Annotated in this window: 21 protein-coding genes; 7 read left to right on the forward strand and 14 right to left on the reverse strand. The window is 31.8% G+C overall.

Translation table 11 applies throughout. The features are described 5' to 3' along the window. Positions 1-21: 21 nt before the first annotated feature. From ACWJKP_RS14050 to ACWJKP_RS14090, 9 genes are all read right to left on the reverse strand, one after another. Positions 22-840, reverse strand: a complete 819-nt coding sequence (locus tag ACWJKP_RS14050) for a nucleotidyltransferase domain-containing protein (RefSeq protein ID WP_165413813.1) — start codon at positions 838-840, stop codon at positions 22-24. Between the two features lie 50 nt (positions 841-890). Next, a complete protein-coding gene (locus ACWJKP_RS14055) occupies positions 891-1,988 on the reverse strand; it encodes a radical SAM protein (protein WP_165413812.1) in 1,098 nt (365 codons plus the stop codon). A 125-nt stretch (positions 1,989-2,113) separates the two neighbouring features. Continuing rightward, the gene (locus ACWJKP_RS14060) at positions 2,114-2,359 is read right to left on the reverse strand and encodes a hypothetical protein (protein ID WP_165413811.1); all 246 of its coding nucleotides are present in this window, start codon (positions 2,357-2,359) and stop codon (positions 2,114-2,116) included. 12 nt (positions 2,360-2,371) lie between these two features. Continuing rightward, the gene (locus tag ACWJKP_RS14065; RefSeq protein WP_462961219.1) at positions 2,372-3,460 is read right to left on the reverse strand and encodes a DUF871 domain-containing protein; all 1,089 of its coding nucleotides are present in this window, start codon (positions 3,458-3,460) and stop codon (positions 2,372-2,374) included. A gap of 49 nt (positions 3,461-3,509) precedes the next feature. Continuing rightward, on the reverse strand, positions 3,510-4,820 hold the full coding sequence (locus ACWJKP_RS14070; RefSeq protein ID WP_165413809.1) for a 6-phospho-beta-glucosidase: 1,311 nt from the start codon (positions 4,818-4,820) through the stop codon (positions 3,510-3,512). A gap of 16 nt (positions 4,821-4,836) precedes the next feature. Further along, complete coding sequence (locus ACWJKP_RS14075) at positions 4,837-5,145, reverse strand: PTS lactose/cellobiose transporter subunit IIA (protein ID WP_165413808.1); 309 nt, start codon at positions 5,143-5,145, stop codon at positions 4,837-4,839. Positions 5,146-5,195: 50 nt separating this feature from the next. Then, the gene (locus ACWJKP_RS14080) at positions 5,196-5,495 is read right to left on the reverse strand and encodes a PTS sugar transporter subunit IIB (protein WP_165413807.1); all 300 of its coding nucleotides are present in this window, start codon (positions 5,493-5,495) and stop codon (positions 5,196-5,198) included. Between the two features lie 95 nt (positions 5,496-5,590). Then, positions 5,591-6,856, reverse strand: a complete 1,266-nt coding sequence (locus tag ACWJKP_RS14085; RefSeq protein ID WP_462961220.1) for a PTS sugar transporter subunit IIC — start codon at positions 6,854-6,856, stop codon at positions 5,591-5,593. A gap of 167 nt (positions 6,857-7,023) precedes the next feature. Beyond that, positions 7,024-9,702 carry a sigma 54-interacting transcriptional regulator gene (locus ACWJKP_RS14090; protein ID WP_165413806.1) on the reverse strand — a complete coding sequence of 893 codons (2,679 nt, stop codon included), beginning with the start codon at positions 9,700-9,702 and terminating at the stop codon, positions 7,024-7,026. 347 nt (positions 9,703-10,049) lie between these two features. On the opposite strand from ACWJKP_RS14090, the gene ACWJKP_RS14095 reads away from it, so the two are divergent. Then, complete coding sequence (locus tag ACWJKP_RS14095) at positions 10,050-11,978, forward strand: DUF2207 domain-containing protein (RefSeq protein WP_462961221.1); 1,929 nt, start codon at positions 10,050-10,052, stop codon at positions 11,976-11,978. Between the two features lie 37 nt (positions 11,979-12,015). Further along, complete coding sequence (locus ACWJKP_RS14100) at positions 12,016-12,558, forward strand: LemA family protein (protein WP_165413804.1); 543 nt, start codon at positions 12,016-12,018, stop codon at positions 12,556-12,558. Positions 12,559-12,687: 129 nt separating this feature from the next. Here the strand turns inward: ACWJKP_RS14100 and ACWJKP_RS14105 are convergent, their stop codons facing one another. After that, positions 12,688-14,340 (reverse strand): thiamine pyrophosphate-binding protein, encoded by a 1,653-nt coding sequence (locus ACWJKP_RS14105; protein WP_462961222.1) that lies wholly within the window; start codon positions 14,338-14,340, stop codon positions 12,688-12,690. A 576-nt stretch (positions 14,341-14,916) separates the two neighbouring features. Here ACWJKP_RS14105 and murQ point away from each other — a divergent pair. The 4 genes from murQ to ACWJKP_RS14125 are packed head-to-tail and all read left to right on the forward strand — an operon-like array spanning position 14,917 to position 19,188. Next, entirely contained in the window at positions 14,917-15,822 is a 906-nt protein-coding gene (gene murQ / locus ACWJKP_RS14110; RefSeq protein ID WP_165413802.1) for an N-acetylmuramic acid 6-phosphate etherase, read from the forward strand. Positions 15,823-15,839: 17 nt separating this feature from the next. Next, positions 15,840-17,201 carry a PTS transporter subunit EIIC gene (locus ACWJKP_RS14115; protein WP_165413801.1) on the forward strand — a complete coding sequence of 454 codons (1,362 nt, stop codon included), beginning with the start codon at positions 15,840-15,842 and terminating at the stop codon, positions 17,199-17,201. Between the two features lie 28 nt (positions 17,202-17,229). Beyond that, entirely contained in the window at positions 17,230-18,309 is a 1,080-nt protein-coding gene (locus ACWJKP_RS14120) for a DUF871 domain-containing protein (protein ID WP_462961223.1), read from the forward strand. Positions 18,310-18,342: 33 nt separating this feature from the next. Further along, a complete protein-coding gene (locus tag ACWJKP_RS14125) occupies positions 18,343-19,188 on the forward strand; it encodes a MurR/RpiR family transcriptional regulator (protein WP_165413799.1) in 846 nt (281 codons plus the stop codon). A 198-nt stretch (positions 19,189-19,386) separates the two neighbouring features. Here ACWJKP_RS14125 and amrS read toward each other — a convergent pair whose 3' ends face one another. Beyond that, entirely contained in the window at positions 19,387-20,373 is a 987-nt protein-coding gene (amrS, locus tag ACWJKP_RS14130) for an AmmeMemoRadiSam system radical SAM enzyme (protein ID WP_165413798.1), read from the reverse strand. An 11-nt stretch (positions 20,374-20,384) separates the two neighbouring features. After that, positions 20,385-21,551 carry an AmmeMemoRadiSam system protein A gene (amrA, locus tag ACWJKP_RS14135; protein WP_165413797.1) on the reverse strand — a complete coding sequence of 389 codons (1,167 nt, stop codon included), beginning with the start codon at positions 21,549-21,551 and terminating at the stop codon, positions 20,385-20,387. Between the two features lie 393 nt (positions 21,552-21,944). Between amrA and ACWJKP_RS14140 the strand changes: the two genes are divergently transcribed. Next, complete coding sequence (locus tag ACWJKP_RS14140; protein ID WP_224578778.1) at positions 21,945-23,405, forward strand: IS1182 family transposase; 1,461 nt, start codon at positions 21,945-21,947, stop codon at positions 23,403-23,405. Positions 23,406-23,975: 570 nt separating this feature from the next. Here the strand turns inward: ACWJKP_RS14140 and ACWJKP_RS14145 are convergent. Together ACWJKP_RS14145 and ACWJKP_RS14150 are read right to left on the reverse strand one after the other, a co-directional pair. Further along, complete coding sequence (locus ACWJKP_RS14145; RefSeq protein WP_165415035.1) at positions 23,976-24,263, reverse strand: hypothetical protein; 288 nt, start codon at positions 24,261-24,263, stop codon at positions 23,976-23,978. 172 nt (positions 24,264-24,435) lie between these two features. Beyond that, entirely contained in the window at positions 24,436-24,708 is a 273-nt protein-coding gene (locus ACWJKP_RS14150) for a hypothetical protein (protein ID WP_165415036.1), read from the reverse strand. Positions 24,709-24,722: the final 14 nt, after the last annotated feature.

Below are 24,722 nucleotides of genomic sequence, written 5' to 3' on the forward strand. Positions count from 1 at the left end.
CGAAGGGGCTGTTAATAAGAACTATCTACCATATGGTATCCCCTCATTCTTTAGCAATATATCTAATTTATCAATCAATAAATCTATTTCTAATAATATTGTTAGATCATTTACTGCTGAATACTTTAAAATATTATTAACGTTTGTTTCCATATCTGTAGGCACCCTCAAATTATTATCTTTTATGATTTTAAGAATTTTTTTCTCACCTGGATGCGGCATTTCATTTATAGCAAATATAATATCAAAATAACTTGCAAACAAGGCTGCTACTCTATGATTTACACTAATAAAATCATTTCTTTTTAAAGCCTTCTCTATTTGGTAATAATATGAAGGCATTTGAAGCTTTAATAGTGGATAGTTCTTTTTTATTATGTTTTCCTTTAATTCATAAGGGTAGCTTATATCATATTTCTGTTTAAGCTTATTTAAATCACCATTTTTATCGTACAATATAATTGAATTTATGAAGTTAGCCCAAAAGCAAGTTGTATATCCTGTATCTGCTTCACATTTTACTAAGGTTCTATTTAATAAACCGTCAATCCAATCTAAGTCCCTATATATAATTTCCACCGGAATATTACCTTCTTTTAGAAATCCATCATCTTCGGTTTCCCAAAAGGTATTATTTAGTTCCATGTAACTACAATATTTATCAGTAATTAACTTTCTCTTTTCTAGTGGTATTTCCTTAGCTGTATAAATGTATATATCATAATCTGAATCTTTATCATTAGTTTTTGTTGCGTGTGATCCAGCTAATAAGATGCCCTCCACTTCTTCTAGTTTTGAGAAAGCATTAACCAGTGACCTTACATTTGCATTAATATTCATAAAAAATTCACTCCTTTTCATTATTAAATTTGCGAATATATGTTTTGAATTTATCTACCGCTACTAATTAATTCTTTAACTTCCTTTTCTTTTTCAAAAAGAAGGCAACCACCCGCATGTTCTCCAATCAGCATTCCTGTTTCATTAAGTTTTGTAAATAGTGGTGACTTAAGAGCCTCTCTTAAGGTATAGTCTTTTAGGTTTGTATCAGAATAAGGTGAGAAAGGACATGGTTCTGCGGAACCATCTACATTAATGTGGAAGAAGCCTCTTCCAGCTGCAAGACATCCCCCTGAGTATTTCTCATCACCAGGAAAGGATAGAAAAATAGCATCTTCATACTGCTTTCTAAGTTTTTGCTGCTCACATTCCAATTTTTTGCGCTCATTCTCAGTAGGTGCAAGCTTCCATGTTTCTTTTATCACGGGCACGTATTCTACAAAAACTAACGCCCTACAGCCTTTATTGTATAGCTTGTCGAAAAAAGCTTTACTAGAGACAGTCATGAAATTTTCAGTTGTCACCGTAGCAGAAACGCCAAACAAAATACCTTTTTCCTTAAGTTTGTCCATTACATTCATTAAAACCTCATAAGTTCCTTCTCCTCGCCTACCATCTGTCTGCTCCATATCTCCTTCAATGCTAAGTATAGGTACAAGATTTCTATTTTCATGGAATAACTTTATATACTCTTCCTGGAGCATTATACCATTGGTGAATATAGGAAACATAATCTCTTTCACCTTTGCTGCTTTTTCTATAACATCTTTTCTCATTAAAGGTTCTCCACCTGCGAGTAGTATAAAAGAAATTCCAATCTCCCTAGCTTCCATAAAGATACTTTCCCATCTTTCGGTAGACAACTGTTGTTTTTGTACTCCTTCTCCACAGGAGTTAAATTCCCTCGCATAGCAACCTTTACAAAACAGGTTACATCTACTGGTTATACTGGAAATCAAAAATGCAGGAACATTTTCTCCTTTTCTTTCAAATCTCCCCCTCTTCTTTTTTGCTTCCTTACTTGATAAGACATATTTTAATACAAATGCTGTTTCTTTTGGATTTTTAAAGGATGCCTTTAATATCCCCCTTACAACATTTTCAATCCCATTGTTCACATATACAGATAAATTGAAATCACTATTCATTCCTTCATCTCCTACATCTATACTTACTTTGTAATTTCTCTATCAAACTGTTTTACAAGCTTTATTTAAGCATCATTTTCAAGTATTACGACACAAAATTCCTATTTAATTATACCATAATTACCTTAAATTGGTGTATCGAGTTCAATCATTGCTCCTCTTGAAAATGGTGAAGTGATAGCACCCGTTATATCAGGAATTTTGCTGTAGCAGAATTCCTGAATATTCTTTATTTTGTATTTGTCTATATTATTATTAAACGCCGCAACAAAGTTTTTCATTGCTCTACTAATAATGTTTTTATCAATAGTCAAATTTCTTAACTGTAAAACTAATTCTTCTTGCCAATTGGCATTACTAATTGCAAACATCCCTTCTCAAACTTACTTGTTTTCTATTATGGCAAACTTTTGCCAAGCCTCTATGTAGCTTAATAGAAACAACTCTTCTTTTATAATTCTTCCTACCACATTGGTTTTTCCTGAATTTTTCATGTCTTTTAGTGCAATTTGAAATTCTCCCGCATAGTTACCATAAAGTGATGTATCTATAAGTAAATCCCCTCTCTTTATATCTGGGGAATTAAATGGTATAAATTCATGACCCTTATATTTTGCTCTGCTTTGAGTAGACCTAATTAAATAGTCTGATACATCCCCTCTATTAAAGTGAAATTCTTCTAATACTATTTTCTTCTCAATTTCTGGAATGCTGTCTACAAGTATTGCATCAAAAGTTAGTTTTTCTTTGTTAATTTCACTTAAATCCTTAAGTTCTTTTTCAGAAACAAAAGCATTAGCTACAATTACATCATCAATAAGTCCAGTTGCAAATAAATGCATTGCTTGTACTTTAGAAGGTAGATCCCTATGTGCTTCTAAAGTACATAGACCTTCATTTACTGGCCAAGGACCAAATGTAGCATACTTAGAAGACACAAACGCTGCTGTTCTTATTCCAAATTGTTTAAATTGTTTTGTACACTGTATAAAATGTTCATAATTCAAACCTGAATATCTATGTGGGTAGAAGTTATGACATCCTAAAAGTTTTTCTGTATTTGATTTATAACTCATTATATTTTCAAGGTACTTGCCTCCGCTACTCATGTTTATTTCAATATTAAGTCCATAAGAGTTAAATGTCATAATTGATTCTTCAAGTCCGCTAAATCCAATATCAAGCCTTATTCCGTAAACGTGTAAATCATTAAGAAAAGATAAATCATCATAATTTATTCCCAATTCTCCAAAGACCCTAGGATTAACATCTGCAATTACTTCCATACCCAATTTATTTGCTTCAACTATAATATCTTTAAATCCTTTAACTATCTTGTCTTTATCACCTTCTATTGATAAAAGGCATGTGAATACTCTTTTAAAACCATATTTATGTGCAAGCTTTAAATATGCTATGTTTTCTTCTAAACTAGCATGGCTTGGATATATTGAAATCCCCAATTGTCTCATTATTTATCTCCTCTTTCCATAAGGAATTTTTCATTAATAAGCCTTTATTTTATTTATATTGCGGCAAGTATTTTTTATTAGCATCTATTATATCATCTAATACTTTTTTAGCTGCTGATGCTGATGTTACTAATGGATGAATAGCTAATGCCTGAAGTGCTGTCCCATAGTCTCCAGTTACTCCCGCTTCCACGGTAAGCTCTTCATAGGCCTTTACTAATTGAACTAACCCCCTTATCTTGACTGGCAGATGTCCTCCACTTATAGGGTATGCACCATTACCATTAACTATAACATTTCTTTCAATAACAACATTGTCTGGTAAATCTAATAATGTACCATTATTCATTACGTTTGCCACGTGCAAATCTCTCTTATCATTATAAATAGAGTTTATGATAGAACATGCAGCATCTGAATAATATGCTCCGCCTCTTTTTTCTAATTGAGGAGGCTTAATACTTAAATTAGGATCCTTATAAAGTTCAAAAAGTTCTTTTTCTATTTTTTTAACTTCCTCTCCTCTTGTTCTTCCATCTGCAGCTGCTATTGCGGCTTCCTCAAGCATTTTATCACTCATATAATAATACTTTAAATAATCTATTGGAAACATTCCTAAAGAACGTGCAAATTCCGGTTCAAATGATATCTCTGGAATATTCTTTAAACCTTGTTGTTTTCCTTTAATAGTCATTTCAATAAAGTCATTAGTAACATCTTTACCTTTAACAAATATTTTTCTTCCATATAATAAATGGTTTAATCCAACAAAATCTATATAAACATATTCCTTTGGTACATTAAACGTTTTCGCAACTTGAAATTCCATGTTAATGGGTCCATTGCATAGTCCTATGCACTTTATTTTTGTATATTTTAGCACGGCTTCAGTTATAATTCCTGATGGGTTTGTAAAATTTATCAGCCATGCCTCTGGTGCCAACTCTTCAATATCCTTACAAATATCCAAAATGACAGGGATAGTTCTTTGAGACTTTGCAAATCCACCAGCGCCTGTTGTTTCCTGACCTATAATTCCGTGCTTAAGTGGTATTCGCTCATCTCTAATTCGAGCATCTAAAAATCCAACTCTAAACTGTGTAGTAACAAAATCAGCATCTTTTATAGCCTCTCTTCTATCAAAAGTTAAATGGATTTTCATATCTATACCAGCTTTTTCTACCATCCTTATAGCTAGGGCTCCAACTATCTCAAGCTTTTCCCTACCCTCTTCAACATCAACTAAATATATATCCTTGATTGGAAGCTCCTCGTACCTTTTTATAAAACCCTCTATTAATTCTGGAGTATAGCTTGAACCACCACCTATCGTAGCAATTTTGAGTCCTCTTTTTGTCACAAAACCCATCTCCTAATTATTTATAGTTTCGCTTGTACATCTCAATCATTTCGCTTATTAAATCTTTTGCAAGCATTGCAGTCATTAAATGGTCTTCTGCATGTACTAGTAGAAGACTAATTTCTTGTTTTTCTCCTTTTGCCTCTTTTTGAATCATAGAATTTTGAATTTCATGTGTTTCAATTAACTCATCTTTGGCTTGTTTAATAAGCCCCTCAGCCTTAGAAAACTCACCTTCACGAGCCAAATATAAAGCTTCAAAACACATAGAACGTGCAATTCCTGCATGGCTAATTATTTTAAATATAATTTCTTCTAAGTTCATATTTCGCCTCCTGGTATTTCTCAATCTTTATTTAAAACCACTTATAATTACTATAAACTAAATGCTAATTCTAAAGTTTTTTTACCATCAAACCTGCCATAAACCTGTGGTGGAATATTAGCAAATTTTTTACCTTTAGGTTCAACTATACTTTTAACCCATATTTCTTTATACCTTACCTGTGGCCCAAGTAAAAATATATCATAATCATCTACAAATTCATCTAAATCTTCAACTGATCTAGCACTTATTTGAATATCATCCCTGTTAATTTTTTTTGTGTAATCCTCCATCTTTGTAACAAGAAGACTGGTTGACATACCTGCTGCACACATTAATATTATTTTCATCTTTTACCCTCCATTTTCTATAAATAAATTTTGTAAAAATTCTATAGCTTACACCATATGATTAAGATAGTTCTAGTTCCTGCAGTTTCTAAATATTACATATTAGCTATTTCAGTTACTTCAACAACATCCTCATCTTTTTCATTTTTCAATTGCTGTTTTTCTGCTACTTTAAAGAATGGATAATAAATTATAACAGATATTCCTATTGATATAATTGACCAGACTGCAGCCTTCCAATCTCCACCTGTTACTAAGAATGGCCCAATTATTGGTGGCATCGTCCAAGGAACCAAAGCTATCGGTCTTCCAATTATATTAAAGTACATTAAGGAATAAGTAGAAATTGTTAATATCACGGGTGTTAATATAAATGGTATAAACATAAATGGGTTAAAAACTATCGGAAATCCGAAAGCCACCGGCTCGCTTATTTCAAATATTGATGATGGGAATGCCAATTTTCCAAATGCTTTATAAACTTTACTTTTTGAGGCTAATGATAGAAAGACAACTGCCATAACCGAACCAGTACCACCTATACATAAAAACATTGAATAAAAGCCTTCAGCAGTAATATATGGTATCGGTTGATGATGTGCATAAGCTTGAGTATTTGCGACTATATATTGAAGGAATATCGGTGTTGAAATACTTCCCATAACAGCATCCCCATGTATCCCCACAGTCCAAAGAAGGCAAATGAATATTACTAATACCAAAATTCCTGGTAGTGTATTAAGTGCGAATACCAGCGGGCTGAATACAATTTCCAAAAATGATGTTATATCAAACCCTAAAACAACCCTTATTAACCATACTAATAATATAACTGCTCCACCTGGAATCAGAGATGCAAAAGAGTTTGCAATAGCCGGTGGCACTCCACTGGGCAATTTAACAACAAAATCATGCTTGACGAAGAACCTTAATATTTCAACAGCTATCAATGCAATTATTATTGCTGTAAATAATCCTGTTGCACCGAAATTTGTTATGTCGAGACCATAATCCTTTGTCATTTGAGTTAACATAAAACCAACTATAGATAATATGGAACCACTTATAGGATCTAACTTATAATCTTTAGCCAAATTATAACCTATACCAGCCGTTGCTAGTAAAGATAGAATACCAAATGTTGTATTAACTGGGGCATTTAACTTAGCTGCAAAATCACCTATAAAACTCGCCCACCATGGAAAAGGTAAATTGCCCACTATTAGAAATATACTACCTAATATTATGAAAGGAATTGTGACTGATAAACCATTTCGTATAGCCTTAAGATGTCTTTGCTCTCCAATCTTAATCATTGGTGGAACAAATTTTTCTTGAAAGAAAAACATAAATTTTTCCAATCCAATACCTCCTTTTAAATATTTCCTCTTACACTCTTTTATAGAGCAAGTATTGTGCCAAAACTATTTTATCTTTAGAATCCTTATATCTTAAGACTTATAGCAACATTTATTTATGTGTATCTATGTGTATTTATATTAATAATGAGTAAATACACATATGAGTATTATATTAAATACACAATTTTTGTTATATAAACAATCTCACTTTTAGAAACTCCTATATTAAATACTTCTTCTATAGGTTTTAAGCAACTTTTAATAATATTAATTTCCTTTATGTATTCATCATAGAATTTTTCATTGTTTTTAGTTGATATTAACTTTTCTCTCTTTAATATCCTTTCAACTAAACATGATATATGTAGTATAAGGCCCACTGAATTTTTTTCATCCAAAATTACTTGATTATTCAAAAGTCTTAGGTAGAATAGCTTAAAACTTTCTATAAGTTTGTTAGCATCAATGGATACATTTTCTTCAATTACTTGTTTCATATTTTCAATAGTCTTAATTGTATCGATTGTTTCCCCTAAATACTCCAACCTTTCAGGTATAAAAATTTCATATGTGCTTAAATATAAAACACTATCATCCTCTGGCTTCACAGCCCCTATTATTCCAAGCAGGTTTCTCTCTTTCTTTATATTTTGTATATTCTTGTTAAAACTAATTTTATCATCAATATTTATAGGAATAACATCAATTCCCTTGCTTTGTAAGTTAAATTTTTGATCTAGTATATTTTTGATCTTAAGTGCTGCTCCTTGTCCAGTTAAACACGCTGTAATAATGACATCCTTCTTAATATTAGATTCAAATCTCAAAGAATCCTTATACATTTTCCCCATAAAAGGGCTTAAATTAATACAAGAATCGTACACCTCTTCAAGAGTAGAATATAAAAGTGTCTTTCTTGTTGCTTCTAAAACCATGGGGGTAGATACCATATCAATTGTTTTTACAGGTATACCTGTCTTTTCGTAAATCATATCTCCAAATAATACGAGTGACCCCATGTCAACCAAAAGTATCACTCCTTTTCCATTATGAGTAGTTTTTATAATATGAGTCAGATTTACTAATGCAGTCTCAGTCTTTTGATCCAGAGGCATATTGTATCCTACTGCATGATTTTCCCCAAGTAGCCTGTTAGTTACATCTGCAATAGAAGTCGCCGCAGATTCGCCATGCATAGCGACAACAATTCCTACTTTTCCCTCGATTTTTATTTCTTCTTTATCTATAATTAGAAACATAGTAATAAATGCAATCTCATCTTCAGGCACTAAAACATTAAATTTTTGTTCCATCTTCTCTTTTAATTCATTGGAAATTTTATATTCTAATGAATTATGTTTTTTTATTTCTTCAAGCTTATGATTTTTTATTTCTTTACCTCTATTTATTCTTTCTATTGAACATCCAACATGCATAGCCAGAGCATATAAAATCTTTTTGCTAAATTCTTTATCAAGTAACCTACTTGCATTTTCTAGGAACTCCTGCACAATATCTACCACCCGTTTATCCACAACCTTATATAACTCATCTAGGTTCTGTTTGGAAATATTAAATATATATCTTTTTAAGTACGTATCAATATCTACGCTCATAATAATTTTTATATCATTTTCATTTAAGCCTCTAGCTTCAAGCAGCTTTCTTTTTCCCTCTAAAGTTTCATAAAAATTAAATACCTTTAAATTTTTTTCTTCCGTAACATTACTTTCATCGAGAGCGAATATTATTATATCTTTCTTTGCGTATTTTTCTAATTCATCTTTAAACTCTTTAGCCTTTAGCAATCCCCTAAGTACATACCTTGGCAAATCTTCACTATGCACACAAACCTCTTTATCCCTTTTCATCATCTTAGCAAGAAAAGCCTTGGCACAAGAGATTTTTATATCACTTTTGAGTTGTCCTACGTTATTACTGCAATCATATAATAACATCCCCTTTAATGCATTGGCAGTTATTGAAATATCACCTTTTATTGCAACTGCTTCTTCTTTAAACGACTGCTTTGCAATTTGAAACCTTTCATAAATCGTCCTCTCTTTAAGTGAAGGTAATGTAATAATCATAGGTATACGTCTTGTAAAAGTCCTCAGAAGGGAGGAATCTATGTTTTCGGTAGTGGCAGCTATAATTAATATATTGACTTTATGGTAAACTTCCGTTTCACCAAATCTTCTATATATTCCTTTGTCCATTAAATAGAAGAGCATTTCCTGCCCCTCAGGTGGAAGTCTATGTACTTCATCCAAGAAAAGAACCCCATCATTTGCTTTTTCAACAAGTCCTACTCTATCTCTATCCGCACCAGTATATGCCCCTTTTTTAACTCCAAATAGCTGAGACATCAATAATTGAGAGTTATTATAATAATCAGCACAGTTAAAAATTACAAATGGTGAATTACTCTTTAACTTACCGATTTCTTTTGCATATTTAAACATTAATTCTGCAAACATGGACTTACCCGTACCCGTTTCTCCAAGTATAAGAGTATGAAGGCCTTTAGGTGGATAAATTATTGCAGCTCTGGCCTGCTCAACAGCACTTTTGAGACTTAGTCCTGCCCCAACTATACTGTCAAAAATATCAACATTTGCTTTAATAGCCAATTTCTCATAATTATTCACTGTATATAAAACTGGCTTCCCTTTAATTTTCTCTATTCTTCCTTCTCTAATTAAAGCATTTAAATCACTGCAGGCATTAGTTCTTTGTATGTTTAATTTTTCAGCTATTTCAATAGCTGAAAATCCACTAGCTTTATCGTCACTTTCATAAATGCCTTTGCATAACGTATTAAATACTAATTCAATTCTTTTCATAGTCTCTCATTCCTCCAAATTCATGAAATCCTTTACATAATTACTACTAATGATTGCATATTCTCTTGCTTCTTTTAAATCTCCTTTCATAAAAACACCTCCGTATATGGTAAAATATTCTATATGCTACATTCTACATCAAGTAATATAATTCCTCTTTATGTATATGTAAATCTAATTAAAGCAAGGAAGTGTCAAATTTTTCAAAACATTATACTCTATTTACTGATTTTAAATCTTTAGCTACATTCATAATTAAACTTTCCTTTTGAAATGTCGTTAAAATATGAAATATAGTGAATTCCTTGAATAAATTGTATATAATAAGATTATAGGAAGGTGAATTTATGAAAAAGGGTTTCACAACAATTTTTACTAAAATGTTTTTGGCAATTGTTCTTTTTACTCTCTCTACATTTGAACAACAAGTATATGCTTCGGGAACTAAAACATATAATTTATCTAGGTATGCTATTAATGTAATAGTAAATAATGACGGTTCAGCTAACTTTGAAGAGCGGCTTACTTATAATTTCGACGGTAAGTTTAATGGAGTTACTAGAGATGTTGATTTTTCTATTACAAAAGGCTTAAAAGACAAAAAAGTTTATGTACTGGAAAATGATAATTTAAAAGAACTTCAGCTAAATCCCGGTAATTCTCTTGATGCCACAGGCAAACCAGGCACCTATAACTTTATAGAGGAAGGAACCTTGGCAAGGCTTAAGCTTTTTGAGGTTTCAAAAAATCAAGAAAAAACCTTTGTTATAAAATACAAGTTAATTGATGCTGTTACAAAATATAAGGACATTGCAGAGTTTAACAGAAAGATAGTTGACTCTAGGTGGAAAACTAGATTGGATAACATAAAAATAAAAATAACACTTCCACCTGGAGCTACAAAAGAGGATTTGAAAATATTTGCTCATGGGCCCCTTATAGGCGAATCTTCCATATTAGATAACCGTACTGTAGAATTTACTGTGCCTACAGTGTCACCGGGTACTTTTATAGAAACCCTGGTTTTATTCCCTATAAATCTTGTTCCTGGATCGAGTAATGTAGTAGATGAAGCTGCACTACCTAGAATAATGGCAAATGAAGCTACCCTTGCGGATGAAGCAAATAAAACAAGAGAGGAATCAAGGAAGGAGGTGCAGCAGCAGGTTGAAATGCAAATGCAGCGTAAATCTGTAGGCAACCCTCTAGCAATAGTTCTCATACTGTTATGGTTTCCAATAATTTATTATATATATAAAAAATATGATAAAGAAATTAAACCAAACTTTTATGGCAAGTATTACAGGGAGCTTCCGGGTGATTATACCCCCGCAGAAATGAGTGTTTTAATGTCCTTTGGCAAAGTAAATACTAGAGATGTAATGGCTACCCTTATGGATCTTGCAAGAAAAAAGCAACTTATAATTTCTCAAAATAAGATTACTAAAAAGGGTTTCTTTAATAGTAAGGAGATAGATAAATATGTAATTACCTTAAATGAAAAAGCACCATCAATAACTTTAAAGACGCACGAAGAGTTTTTGATAAACTGGTTTATAGATAAAATAGGAAACGGAAATTATGTTGCCCTTGATGAAATAAAAGATTATGTTAAAGAAAAGGGTGAAGCACTAGAATTTAAGGCTGATTATGATAAATGGAATACACTCGCATGTAAGGAAGCTGCTAAAAATGATTTTTTTGATCAAACCTGTAAAAAGGGAATCTTACTTGGAACATTAGCAGGATTTTCTTATTTATTAATTGGAATAGCTGTTACATTACTACTGTTTACTCCAATTGCTGTAGTTGCCATAATTCAAGGGGTTATAATGGTGATTTTCTCAACATTAATAAAAAGAAGAACAGCATATGGAAATGAGCAGCATGCAATGTGGCAGTCCTTCAAAAACTTTTTAAAAGACTTCAGCAGATTAGATAAAGCTGAAATTCCGTCTATTATATTATGGGAACACTATCTTGTTTACGCCATCTCTCTTGGCGTCGCAAAGGAAGTTATAAAACAGCTTCCTATTGTTTTCAGCGATGAGGATCTAAATAATAATAATCTCACCTATATGTATGGGGCAAGCTATGGTTACTTCAGTGGCTTTGGTGCAATGTTTGATGATACTATCCATACCGTGGAGGGCGCAATTTCCACAGCACAAAGCGTTGCAAGTTCTGAGAATTCATCATCTTCTGGTGGTGGTGGTGGCTTTAGTGGCGGTAGTTCCGGTGGCGGTGGCGGTTGTGGCGGCGGTGGCGCATTTTAATGCGTCATAATTAAAAAAGAATAAAGGAGCGATTTTTATGTTAATTCCAGTAATTATAATATCTGCACTAGTACTGATACTGATTTTTCTTTATAATAACCTCATAATCAAACGTAATAAGGTGAGGAATTCATGGAGCCAAATAGACGTACAGCTAAAAAGAAGATTTGATCTTATCCCTAACCTAGTTGAAATTGTAAAAGGCTATGCTAATCATGAACGTAGTACCTTTGAAGAAGTAACCTCAGCCAGAACTAACTATCTTTCCTCAAATACACCTGGCGATATGATGAAGGCTAATGGTGAGTTAACACAGGTTCTTGGAAAATTGTTCGCTGTAGCAGAAGCATATCCAGAACTTAAGGCAAATACAAATTTTCTTGAGCTTCAGGGAGAATTGTCAAAAGCAGAGGATAAAATTAGCTATGCAAGGCAATTTTACAACGATGTTGCTATGGATTACAATAACTCTGTACAAATGTTTCCATCAAGCCTGATTGCAAGCATGTTTAGTTTCAAAGAAGAACCTTTCTTCAATGTGGATGAGAAAGAAAAAGCTACTCCGCAGATTAAGTTTTAACAAGACAAATTGTATTCCCAATTTGTTAATGTCCCCCGGGATATTTCCCTAAATAGCTTGAGACTGAGATTGATAAAAGAGCATCCAAACGGATGCTCTTAATTTATTACTTCTTCATTTAATTCAAATTCATCTTCTCGAATCTTCACAGCTCTCCGCAGGAGATGATTTAACTTTTTGTAATCTATCAGTATCTATAACAATTTCTGAACCATCAGTAACTAATTCAATAAGTAATGGTTGTGTTCTATTGTGTAGCAAGTCCTTTATCTTATCAACTTCATCATTTGAGGTTATCTGTATAGCTTCTACTCCCATAGCTTCTGCAATAGAAGCTATACTTTTTTTAGCAAATTTAACTTTGCCTTTGCAACTTCTACCATATAGTACATTTAATCCATTATTAACAAGCCCTAACATTGAATTATTTACAACAAAGTAGATAATAGGTATATTATATTCTTTAGCTGTTAGTATTTCCATTCCATTCATGTAAAACCCACCATCACCTACCATTACAGCATATGTTCTATCAGGACTCGCTAAGTACGAACCTACAACTCCCCCTACACCGGTTCCCATACATGCGTAATTTATACTTGTTTGAAAATCCATTGTCTCCTTTATTGGCATATACTTAAATAAATAATTAAAAAAGTCCCCCATATCACTTACGAAACAAGTATCCGCAGGTAGTAAGTCTGATATTTTTTCAGCAAATAGTCTTAAAGACATACCTGTATGGTTCTTTACATAAGGCTTATTCATCAAAGGTTTAATGAATGGATTTTCCTTTACTGATACATTGTTACTAATTAAAGTTACTGCTTGTTTTAGGTCATAACAAACAGAAATATCTTCTTTATAAACTTTATTAAACTCCGCTACATCCCAGTCAATTCTTATAACTTTTCTATCTTTAACGAGAATATCCTTGTAATCCCTTGTTGCGGCTTGTCCTAAAGATGAACCAAGGATTAATAGACAACCAAATTGTTCTTTCTCTACATACTCCACAGCTCCATCTGCTGAACAAAATCCATAATTTCCAATATAATAAGGGAAGTCTGTGTGCACAACTCCTTTACCATTGGGTGTAGACATTATAGGCCATTTAAGTTTTTCGCTTAATGCTTTTATTTCTTTACTAATACCTCTTGAACCTCTACCAACTAAGATTAATCCCTTTTGAGTATTATTAATCTCATTAATAGCTTCTTTTAAACTTTTTTTATCAAACTGCATTGGTTCAATAACTATTTTATTAGTAGGAAGAATTCCTACTAATTCATTATTTTGAATATCAAAAGGAATTGATAATGCAACGGGACCACATGGTGGTGTCATGGCAATTGTAATTGCTTTTTCAATCTCTTCAATAACTTCATCTTCATTTAAAATATTTTTCGAGTATTTTGTTAAGCTACTAAGCAATTTTATATTATCAAATTCTTGTAAAGCACCTTTTCCCATGAAAGACCTTTTTATATCCCCATTTATAACAAGCATAGGAAGTTTATTTCTTTGTGCGTCTGCAATTCCATTGATGGCATTGTTTACACCTACACCACCTGCCAACATACATACCCCTAATTTATTTGATAAATCAGAATATTTTGTAGCGCAGTAAGCAGCTCCTGCTTCATTCTTTGTTATTATAAATTCTATATCACTGTCATTTAAAGCATCCAGTATACCCGCAAATGTTGCAGATGGTATTCCAAATATGCACTTCACTTCATTAAGTGTAAGTGTCTTTATTATTGCGTCAGCTATTCTCATATGCTATATCCTCCATCAATTTCAATTAGTTTCTTTTATAAATTAAGCTATGTTAGACAATATTGAGCTTTATTTCTATGTTCCATTCATTACATAAAATCAAGCTCATATTTCCAATATATTCTATCATATGAATAATTTATACATTTTCATACTAATTGTAACATAATTTTCAAGTATTATGCATAAGATTTTTTGAAAATAATTAGGTTTATCAATGGTTACGTTATCAATGGAACTATATGCATTCCTATGGCAATCAACAAAAATAAGAATACCAAATTAGGTACTCTTATTAATAGTAGTCTTTGTCCCCCATATTATTTTGAATTTAATATTATAATTTGAGTTTCTAAAAAAATAGGATGTTGATTAAAATTGCTTATACAGAATATTTATTTTAAATATGTAGAAAATAATAATATTAATATGTTTTAGGACTTGGTTAATAAAAAATATGAAATGAAATAACTTTTTTTAAAGAAATACTTGAAATGTAATTTCAGTTATGCTAATATAATCTCATAAGATGAAACCGTACACAAAAGAAAAATGAGCAGTAATAAAGGAGGAAATATGGATATATTAAACTTAAAAAAACTAACAACAGAAAGTAGAAATGAAAATACCATGGACATAGATAAGATTTCAACCTTAGAAATGGTAAAAAAAATAAATAATGAAGATAAAAAGGTAGCAGAAGCCGTGGAAAAGGAACTTCCTAAAATAGTAGAAGCCATAGATTGTATAGTTGAAAGAATGTATAAAGGAGGGAGATTAATTTATATAGGTGCAGGAACTTCCGGAAGACTTGGAATTTTAGATGCATCGGAATGTCCACCTACATATGGAATTTCTGAAGAACTAGTACAAGGGATTATAGCAGGTGGTAAACAAGCTATGTTTAGTGCAATGGAAGGAGCTGAGGATTCTAAGGAACTCGCAGTAAAAGATTTGAAAAATAAAAATATAACAGAGAATGATACAATAGTAGGACTTGCAGCATCAGGTAGAACTCCATATGTTATAGGAGGACTAGAGTATGCAAATGAAATAGGAGCATTATCCATTTCAGTTACTTGTAATGCTAATACACAAGTTTCAAAGGCATCGAAAATATCAATAGAACCAGTAGTTGGAGCAGAAGTTGTGACAGGATCAACAAGATTAAAATCAGGAACAGCTCAAAAACTAGTATTAAATATGTTATCAACAGGAGTTATGATAAAGCTAGGTAAAGTATATGGCAACCTTATGGTAGATGTAAAATCAACAAATGAAAAACTAATTGAGAGAGCTAAGTTAATAATTTGCGAAGCAACAGGAATAGCTATTGAAGAAGCATCACAAATATTAAATAAAACAGATTTTGATGTTAAGCTATCAATATTCATGATATTATCAAATCTTAGTAAAGAGGAAGCAAAAATCATATTAGACGAAAATAAAGGATATATAGCAAAAGCACTAAATAATATCTAAAATAGGGAGGAAATATTATGGTAAATAAAGATATAGCTAAAAATTTAGTGGAGCTAGTTGGAGGGAAAAATAATATAAAATCTGTTACAAACTGTATGACGCGATGCAGATTAGAACTTAAAGATTTTTCAAAAGCTAAAATAGATGAAATAAAAAAATCTGAAGGAGCCCTTGGAGTGGTTGAGTCCGAGGGACAATTACAAGTTATTTATGGACCAGGCAAGGTAAATAAGGTAACTGAAGAAGTCACAAAAATACTTGGGGGAAATGTAGTTTTAGGGGAAGATGCAGTAGCAGAAACTAAAAGTAAATTAAAAGAAAAGAATGATACTAAGTTTAAAAACATACTAAAAAAACTAGGGAATATATTTATTCCCTTAATACCACTATTCGTAGCTTCTGGGCTTGTACTTGCGGTTAATAATATAGCAGGAGTATATTTTGGAGATGTATATAAAACCACAACTGCAGCTCAAATAATAGCTCTTATAGGCAATGGAGTATTCTCTATATTATCAATTTTAGTTGGTGTAAATGCAGCTAAAGAATTCGGTTCACAAATGCCAATGATGGGTGGAGTATTAGGTGGTATCCTTTCATCGCCAGCACTTGCAACGATAACTCTTTTTGGAACAGCATTAACTCCAGGACGTGGGGGAATTATTTCAGTAATATTAGTAGTAAGTTTAGCTTGTTACATTGAAAAGGTTTGTAGGAAGTTTGTACCCGATGTATTGGATTTATTCGTTACACCACTCGTTACACTTACAATTTCAGTTTTAGTAGCATTATTTATACTCCAACCAATAGGGGGATTTATTTCAGATAGTATAGGTTTAGTCGTAGCTCAAACCATAGCATCAGATAATATGATAATATCAGTTATATCAGGAGCAATATCAGGAGGGTTATTCTTACCACTCGTTATGACAGGAATGCACCAAGCATTAACTCCAATACATGCAGATTTAATAGCTAATGTTGGATTTACAGTATTACTTCCTATATTAGCAACAGCTGGAATGGCACAAGTAGGAGCTACTATAGCAGTACTCCGAAAAACAAAAAATGAAAGATTAAGGAAAGTAGCTAAAAATGGATTAATACCAGGATTTTTAGGAATAGGAGAGCCATTAATATATGGAGTAACATTACCACTTGGAAAGCCATTTGTTGGGGCTTGTTTTGGAGCAGCACTAGGTGGAGCGGTTATGGCAATATTTAAGGTAGGAGCAGTTGCATTAGGTGTATCAGGATTACCACTCGCATTATTAATTGCAAATGGAAAAATGCCAGTATTCTTATTAGGTGTATTGGTATCCTATATAGGTGGATATTTCTTTACTAACATGTTAGGTTTTGAAGATCCAGTAGAATAGCAATTTATGATTTGAAGGAGGGATTTTTATGAGTTATGGTTTTTCTATTTATTTTGGACTAGACAATACAAAGGAAGAAAATATAAAGTTATTAAATGATGCTCATAAACTTGGATTTACTAGAATATTTACCTCATTTCATATACCAGAGGCAAATTATAGCATCTTAAAGACTGAGGCACAAGAATTTTTCAAGTTGGCTAAAAAATATAATATGGATATAATAAGTGATATTTCTCCTAACACATTTAAGTTTTTAGACTTAAATGATATGGATTTGAAGGGACTATTTGATATGGGGGTTAAGACTATAAGAATAGATTTTGGATATACAGAAGAAGAAATATCTAAAATGAGCAAAAACACTTATGGAATTAAAATTCAACTAAATGCATCAACAATAACTAAAGATTTTTTTGAAAACCTAGATAGATATCCCCCTAACTACAAAAATATTGATGCATTACATAATTTTTATCCAAGAGTGGGTACAGGTATTTCAGAAGAATGTATGAAAGAGAAAAATACTATTTTAAGTAAAAGAGGAATAGAAGCTTCTGCTTTTGTACAATCAAATAATAGAAAAAGAGGTCCATTATATGATGGATTACCAAGTTTAGAAGATCATAGAGATATAAAGGTAAGAGAGGCTGCGAATCATTTGTTTGCATTAGGAAATAAATCTGTATTTATAGGTGATTCACTTCCAAGCAAAAAAGAACTAGAAGATTTATCTGGATTAAATCCAGATGCAGTAGAGCTTTTTATAGAATTAAAAGAATGCGATACTGTAACCCTAATGTTACTTACTGAAACTTACACCCAAAGAGAAGATGAGGCTAGAGATGCTATAAGAGCTAGTGAAAGTAGATTAATTCTTAATGAAAATAAAATAAAGGCATTAAATACAGTGGATAAAAATTATGGAGATATTATTATAGATAACGAAAATTATATGAGGTATATGGGAGAATTACAAATATTAAAAACAAGTCAAAAGAGTGATTATAGGACAAATGTTGTAGCTTCTGTTTTACAAAAGCATATTTATCTATTAAAATATATAAAGGGTGGTAGAAAATTTTACTTTAATATAGTAAATAATTAGAGCTACCATCAAATGTAAATAGGGCGTGATATTATGAACGTATTACAATATATAAGGCAAAATTACGATAGTTTTACAGATAGTGAAAAATTAATAGCAGATTATTTATTAGAAACTAAGGAAAGTATCATATCAATGTCAGCTAAGGATATAGCCTATACTACTAAAACATCAGCTCCAACAGTTGTTAGGTTTGCTAAAAAAATAGGTTTTAATAGCTTAAATGAAATGAAGCTTAAGTTATCTATAAATTTAGATAAAATGGATCAAGAAATAAGGTTTCAATACTTAGATAAAGATTTAGGAACAAAAAATATAATTCATGTAATAAAAAATTCAGTAGCCTCTATCATGGAACAGACAGTTAGATTGTTAAAGGAAGAAGAACTAGATAATGCAATAGAATTACTTATAAATGCTAAAAATATATATATATTTAGTGTAGGAGTATCAGCTTTAGTTGGTCAAGATCTTTATTATAAGTTAAGCAGGATAAATAAGAGATGTATATCACATACAGATACACATTTGCAAATAACCTCATCTATATTAATGGAGCCAGGTGATGTAGCAATAGCAATATCCTACTCAGGGGAAACAAGAGAAGTTATTAAATGTGTAGAAAATGCAAAAAAGAGGAAGGTTCCAGTAATAGCAATAACAAAGGCTAGTGTAAATAATAAGATAGCTGATATCTCAGATGTAGTATTACGTGTGCCAGCAGTAGAAAAATCTTTAAGGGAAGGTGCAATTAGCTCGAGAATATCACAGCTAGCAATAATAGATATGTTATTTATAGGCATGGTTAGAAATAATATAAAAGAAGTTGAAGAAATTTTAATTGAAACAAGAAAAGCAGTTAAAGAATTGTATAAATAGGGGAAGTTAAGTATATTGGTGTGAAAAAACCAAGATGTTATATTGAATCAAAAAAGCCACAGTACATTTTTTACTGTGGCTTTTTTATTAGTTTGAATGTAGGTGGTTGGGTACCTCAACATCTATTAAACCTCGTGAAATAAAATCTCCAAACTATATTTCTGCAAAATAAATTTAGCTTTGGATATTATTGTTAATTTAAAGTATAATATTTATTTTATAACCACACTTTTGACATATATCATCACTAGTATTAACATGGAGCCGGTATCCCTCTCTTGCAATAAGCTTGTAACTGCACTTTGGGCAATAAGTTGAGTTATCCGTGCCTGCTACATTACCTAAATATACATAGTTAAGATATTTTTTTGCTGTATACCTATCTTTATACATTACCTCAACTTTTGTAGCAGGATTATCCATCTTATAGTTTGGAAAATATCTTGATAAATGAAGTGGAATATCTTTATTTAATGAGGCAATAAATCCTGCAATTCCCTCAATTTCTTCTGCAGAATCATTTTCTCCATTTACGAGTAGAGTAGTTACCTCTACATGACACTGTTTTGATGCTATTTTAATAGTATCCATAACAGGTGTCACACTGCCTCCACATATATCCTTATAATACTTGTTATTTAACGCTTTTAAATCAATATTCATAGCATCCACATATGGAAGAAGTATCTTTAGAGGTTCTTCTTTAATATAGCCATTCGTAACCACCACTATATTTATATCTTTTACTGTTTCTTTTAATAGTTTTGATGAATTGTATACATATTCATACCAAATAGAAGGTTCATTATATGTAAATGCTATTCCAATATTCCCTTCCAGACTTTTGCATATTTCCACTAACTTTTCTGGTGGTACATATTCGCTCTTTGCTCTCCCTTGGGATATGGAGTAATTTTGGCAAAAACCACAGCTAAAATTGCAGCCAAAGCTTCCTACAGAAAGTATGTTGCTTCCTGGCTTAAAATGATATAGTGGTTTTTTTTCTATGGGATCTTGAGCCATAGAAGTTATTTCTCCATAATTTATCGTATAAAGTTTTCCCTTGCTATTTACCCGTACATTACATATGCCATGACCGCCTGCTGGAATATGGCAATTATGAGGGCAAAGTTTGCAATAAACTACCTCTCCTTGTTTTTCATAAAACAAAGCTTCTTTTTCCATAATTACCACTCCTATTTATGCCTTATAACCTCAAACTTTTCTATAGAATATTTTTCATTTGGGGAAATTGATGCTTTATTTAATACTATACTTATCTGCTCCTCTATGGTCTTAACACCAGCAAGATCTGGTAATGGTAGTCCACTCTTTCTACCGCTTCTCACAATAACTCCATATTTTTTTGGATCTAGTTGTTCTTTTAAAGCTGCTATAGGCTCCGTTAAAACATCTACGGAAAACACAATATCCTCAAGTTCTCCCTCCGATACATGACTAAACCTTGGGTCCCCTTCTCCTGCTTCAATGGCATTTCGCATTATTTCACTTGCTACACTTTCTGTTACGGGAAAAATTGTACCTATGCAGCCCCTTAACTGTCCAAATTTTTTAAGAGACACAAATACCCCTCTTTTATTATTTATCATTTCCTCTGTTACATAGCTTGGTTGATCCATGAAATTACCCTCTATTAGATAATGAGTAAGACTTTCTCTGGCAAGCCTAACATAAACATCTTCGTTATTTACTCTTTCCTCATATTTTTTTCTTTTTTCATTAGTAATTTCTGATAATATATCTCTATCACTGTTTTTAAGGTCAAATTTCATTACTGCATAGCCCACCCCGAAGGTGCCTTCATAGGAAAGGAGTTCTCCCTTTATTTCATTACCTTCCATTGCTCCAATCATTATATAATAAGACCTTAAGCCACATTCTCCAGCATTTTCAACCATTTCTGGATTTATATTAAATACCCCTGCTACATCACCTTTTGTTAATAGACTTATTATTTCGGCATCAAACACTTTTCCATAGGGATTATAATCATAAGGCCCTTCATCTTTAAGATGATGTGAAAGATCACCACTTCCAATAAATACGGCATTTTCATTGCTCTCCTCTATTGCCTCTTTAATGAGTTTACCAAATTTATATAACTGTATAGGACTAAGCCCCCCATAGGTAATATGAACAAGTTTAAAAGAATTATACCTATCAACAACAAAATACAGTGGAACTATGCTGCCGTGATCTAATTCATATTCTCTATCGTATTTTTTAAGGAAACTTGTGCTTACTTCTACCGTTGGTATATTATTACCGCGTGCCTTAGCCATAATTTTCCCTGTCAAATCCATGTCTATTTCAAAATTCATAGAAACTAGGTTTTTTAGCATTAGCTTAGTTAGTCACTTTATAATGAAATATTGTGTTTTCAATTTCCTCCACAACAACTAAGTTTTCTATTCTTATACCATGCTTTCCGTTAAGAAAAGATTAATTACCATGTGTATTTCAACTATTGTTAATATTTTTCTATTGATTTTTATAACTATTGCTATACTAAGAAATGGATACGAGAAAGTCAGTTAAATATAAAGAAGCTACAGCCCATAAAATAATATTAAAAGACCCATCTGACGCTAGGAGGCCACTGAAAAACTATAAAAAAAATCGTCATCGAATTAAAGATGGCGATTTTTTTTATGTAAAAGACTAAAAACAAAAAGGAATTTTAAAAGATATGTCGAATTAGTATAGTAGACTAAAATAAAAGGGGCTATACTATTATGCTAAAAGGACAATTGGAAATAAAAATAAATACATACCATAGCTTATATTCGTTAATTATTCCGGAAGATAACATTTTAAAGCAAATTAATGACCTTGTTGACTTTTCATTTGTTTATGATGAATTGGTGGTTAACTATAGTTCATCTATGGGTAGAGGTGCTATTAACCCCATAATGCTATTTAAATATTTACTTTTGAAAGTAATATATGAATTGTCTGATGAAGATGTTGTTGAAAGAACTCTTTATGATATGTCCTTTAAATATTTTCTAAATTTAGCCCCAGAAGAAACAAATTTAATAAACTCAAGTACATTAACTAAATTTAGAAAGCTTCGCCTTAAAGACATGAATTTATTGGATTTATTAATAAACAAGACTGTAGAACTTGCTATAAAAGAGGGAGTTTTAAAAAGTAAAGCAATAATAGTTGATGCTACGCATACCAAGTCACGTTATAACCAAAAGTCAGCGAGCGAAGAATTATTGAAACGTGCAAAAAACTTAAGAAAAACATTGTATGGAGTACATCCTGGTATTAAAGAAGAGTTACCTAATAAAGTTACAACTGGAGTACTTGAAGATATTCTTGAGTACTGCAAATTATTAATTGATAGCATAAACGAGAAGCCAGAAACTGCAGCAAATCCAGCTGTGAAAACTAAATTAAACTACTTAATGGAAGCTATTAATGATGACTTAGAAAATCTAAAACTATCAAAAGATGAGGATGCAAAAGTGGGGCATAAAACTGAAGATAGTTCTTTTTTTGGATATAAATCACACCTTGCTATGAGTGAAGAACGTTTAATTACAGCAGCTGTTATTACAACTGGCGAAAAAAGTGATGGAAAGGAGCTCATAGCCTTAATAGAAAAAAGCCGTGAGGCTGGTATAGATGTTAATGAAGTAATTGGAGATACAGCTTATTCTGAAATGAAAAACTTAAAATATACAAAAGAAAATAAAATTGTATTAATTTCAAGACTAAATCCTGTAATTTCACAAGGAATGCGAAAAAAAGAAGATGAATTTGAGTTTAATAAAGATGCTGGTTTATTTGTATGTCCGGCAGGCCATATGGCTATTAAAAAAGCAAAACAGGGAAAGAAGAATGTTGGTAAAAATCAAGTGCTAACTTACTATTTTAATGTAGAAAAGTGTAAAAATTGTGTTCATAAAGATGGGTGCTATAAAGAAGGTGCTAAATCTAAAACTTATTCGGTTTCAATAAAGTCAAATACTCACAAAGATCAAATAGAGTTCGAAAAAAGTGAGTATTTTAAAAAACGTGCTAGAGAACGTTATATGATAGAGGCTAAAAACAGTGAACTTAAGCACCAGCATGGCTATGATGTAGCAACATCGTCAGGTTTAATTAGCATGCAAATGCAAGGTGCGTTATCAATCTTCACTGTGAATCTAAAGAGAATAATCAAGTTGAAAGGCATGAAATAAGGCTTTTTTAACTTAAATATAAAAATATAAAAAGAAAAAGCATGAAACATCCAAAAATATGGGTATTTCATGTTTTTTCTGTTCAAGCCTAAAAAACTTACTGAAAAGAGAGTGCTTTTTTCAGTGGCCTCGACGCTAGATGGGTCTTTCTTATTGTTAAATATAACATCTCATCTTCAAAAGGCATTGGATGCTATCAGAAATGCAGGTCATCTATTGAAACATGATGACGTAAAGCGACTTTCTCCTCTTGGATATGAATTTCTGTACCGGGACTACACCCCCCCAGAACTTCCAAACATATATGGGATTCAACATTAGTTAACACATAAAGTACTATAATAACAACCTCTTTAGAACAAGGAGGTTGTTATTATGGTAAAAATAAAAGTCAGATATGATCGGGAAGAACTAATAATGGATTTCTTAATTAGTTGGTTTGATTTTATATCCACTTTCATCGTCTAAACTTTTTTGTCCACCCGTTTTATAAAAATTCAGAGGAGCTGTACCTATAGCTCCTTATTATCTATAGATTTTCAACAAAAAATAAACTAAAAATAAATAGATTCAATCTTTAACCTTTTTATAAATTGTGTAGTCCAATAGGTCACGTGACAATACACCTGGACCATCTAAGATAGCAACGGCTGAATTATTATCTACAATTTTATTTGAGAGAACATATCCCTCAGGACCTTTCGTAAGGCTAACTTGTACATCGGGACATGCCAACATATACATTAATGAAGAGTATTTTTCGTTTATTAAGAAATATTTCTTACCCTCTCTTTTTGCCCAAGCTTGTGAAACACTTTCTGTTAATTTATTTACATCCTCTTTTTGTGCTACATACAAACTTGATATTGTTTGACCTAGAAATGGAAAAGTTGCATAGCCGGTTTGCTTAATATAAATTTTCCCATTTATCTCTTTTACGAATTATGGATAGAAATTTACGCTATCCCAGCCTAATCCGTAGCCCAATGTATTATCAGTATCTTCTGACCAAATACCTTTTAGATATTCCTTATTCTCCATCGCCTTTAGGGATTCCATTTGAATTTTTAGTGAAAGTTGTTGCAAAAGTACATAAATCTTCTGCACTTGAATAAATCCCACCAGCACCAAAGGCATTTACGTTTTCTACTGGTAAAGCACTAGAAATTCCATTATTATATGTCTTAGCTAATCTATCTCTATCAAAGGTTTCAGCAATCTTTGTAGTTCTTTTACTTTTCGCTTTATTCCGTGTTGTACACCAGTTAGAAGTCGGCACCCTTTCGGGTATGTCATTTGACATTATCTACACAGTTA

Source organism: Clostridium sp. CM037 (assembly GCF_055081095.1).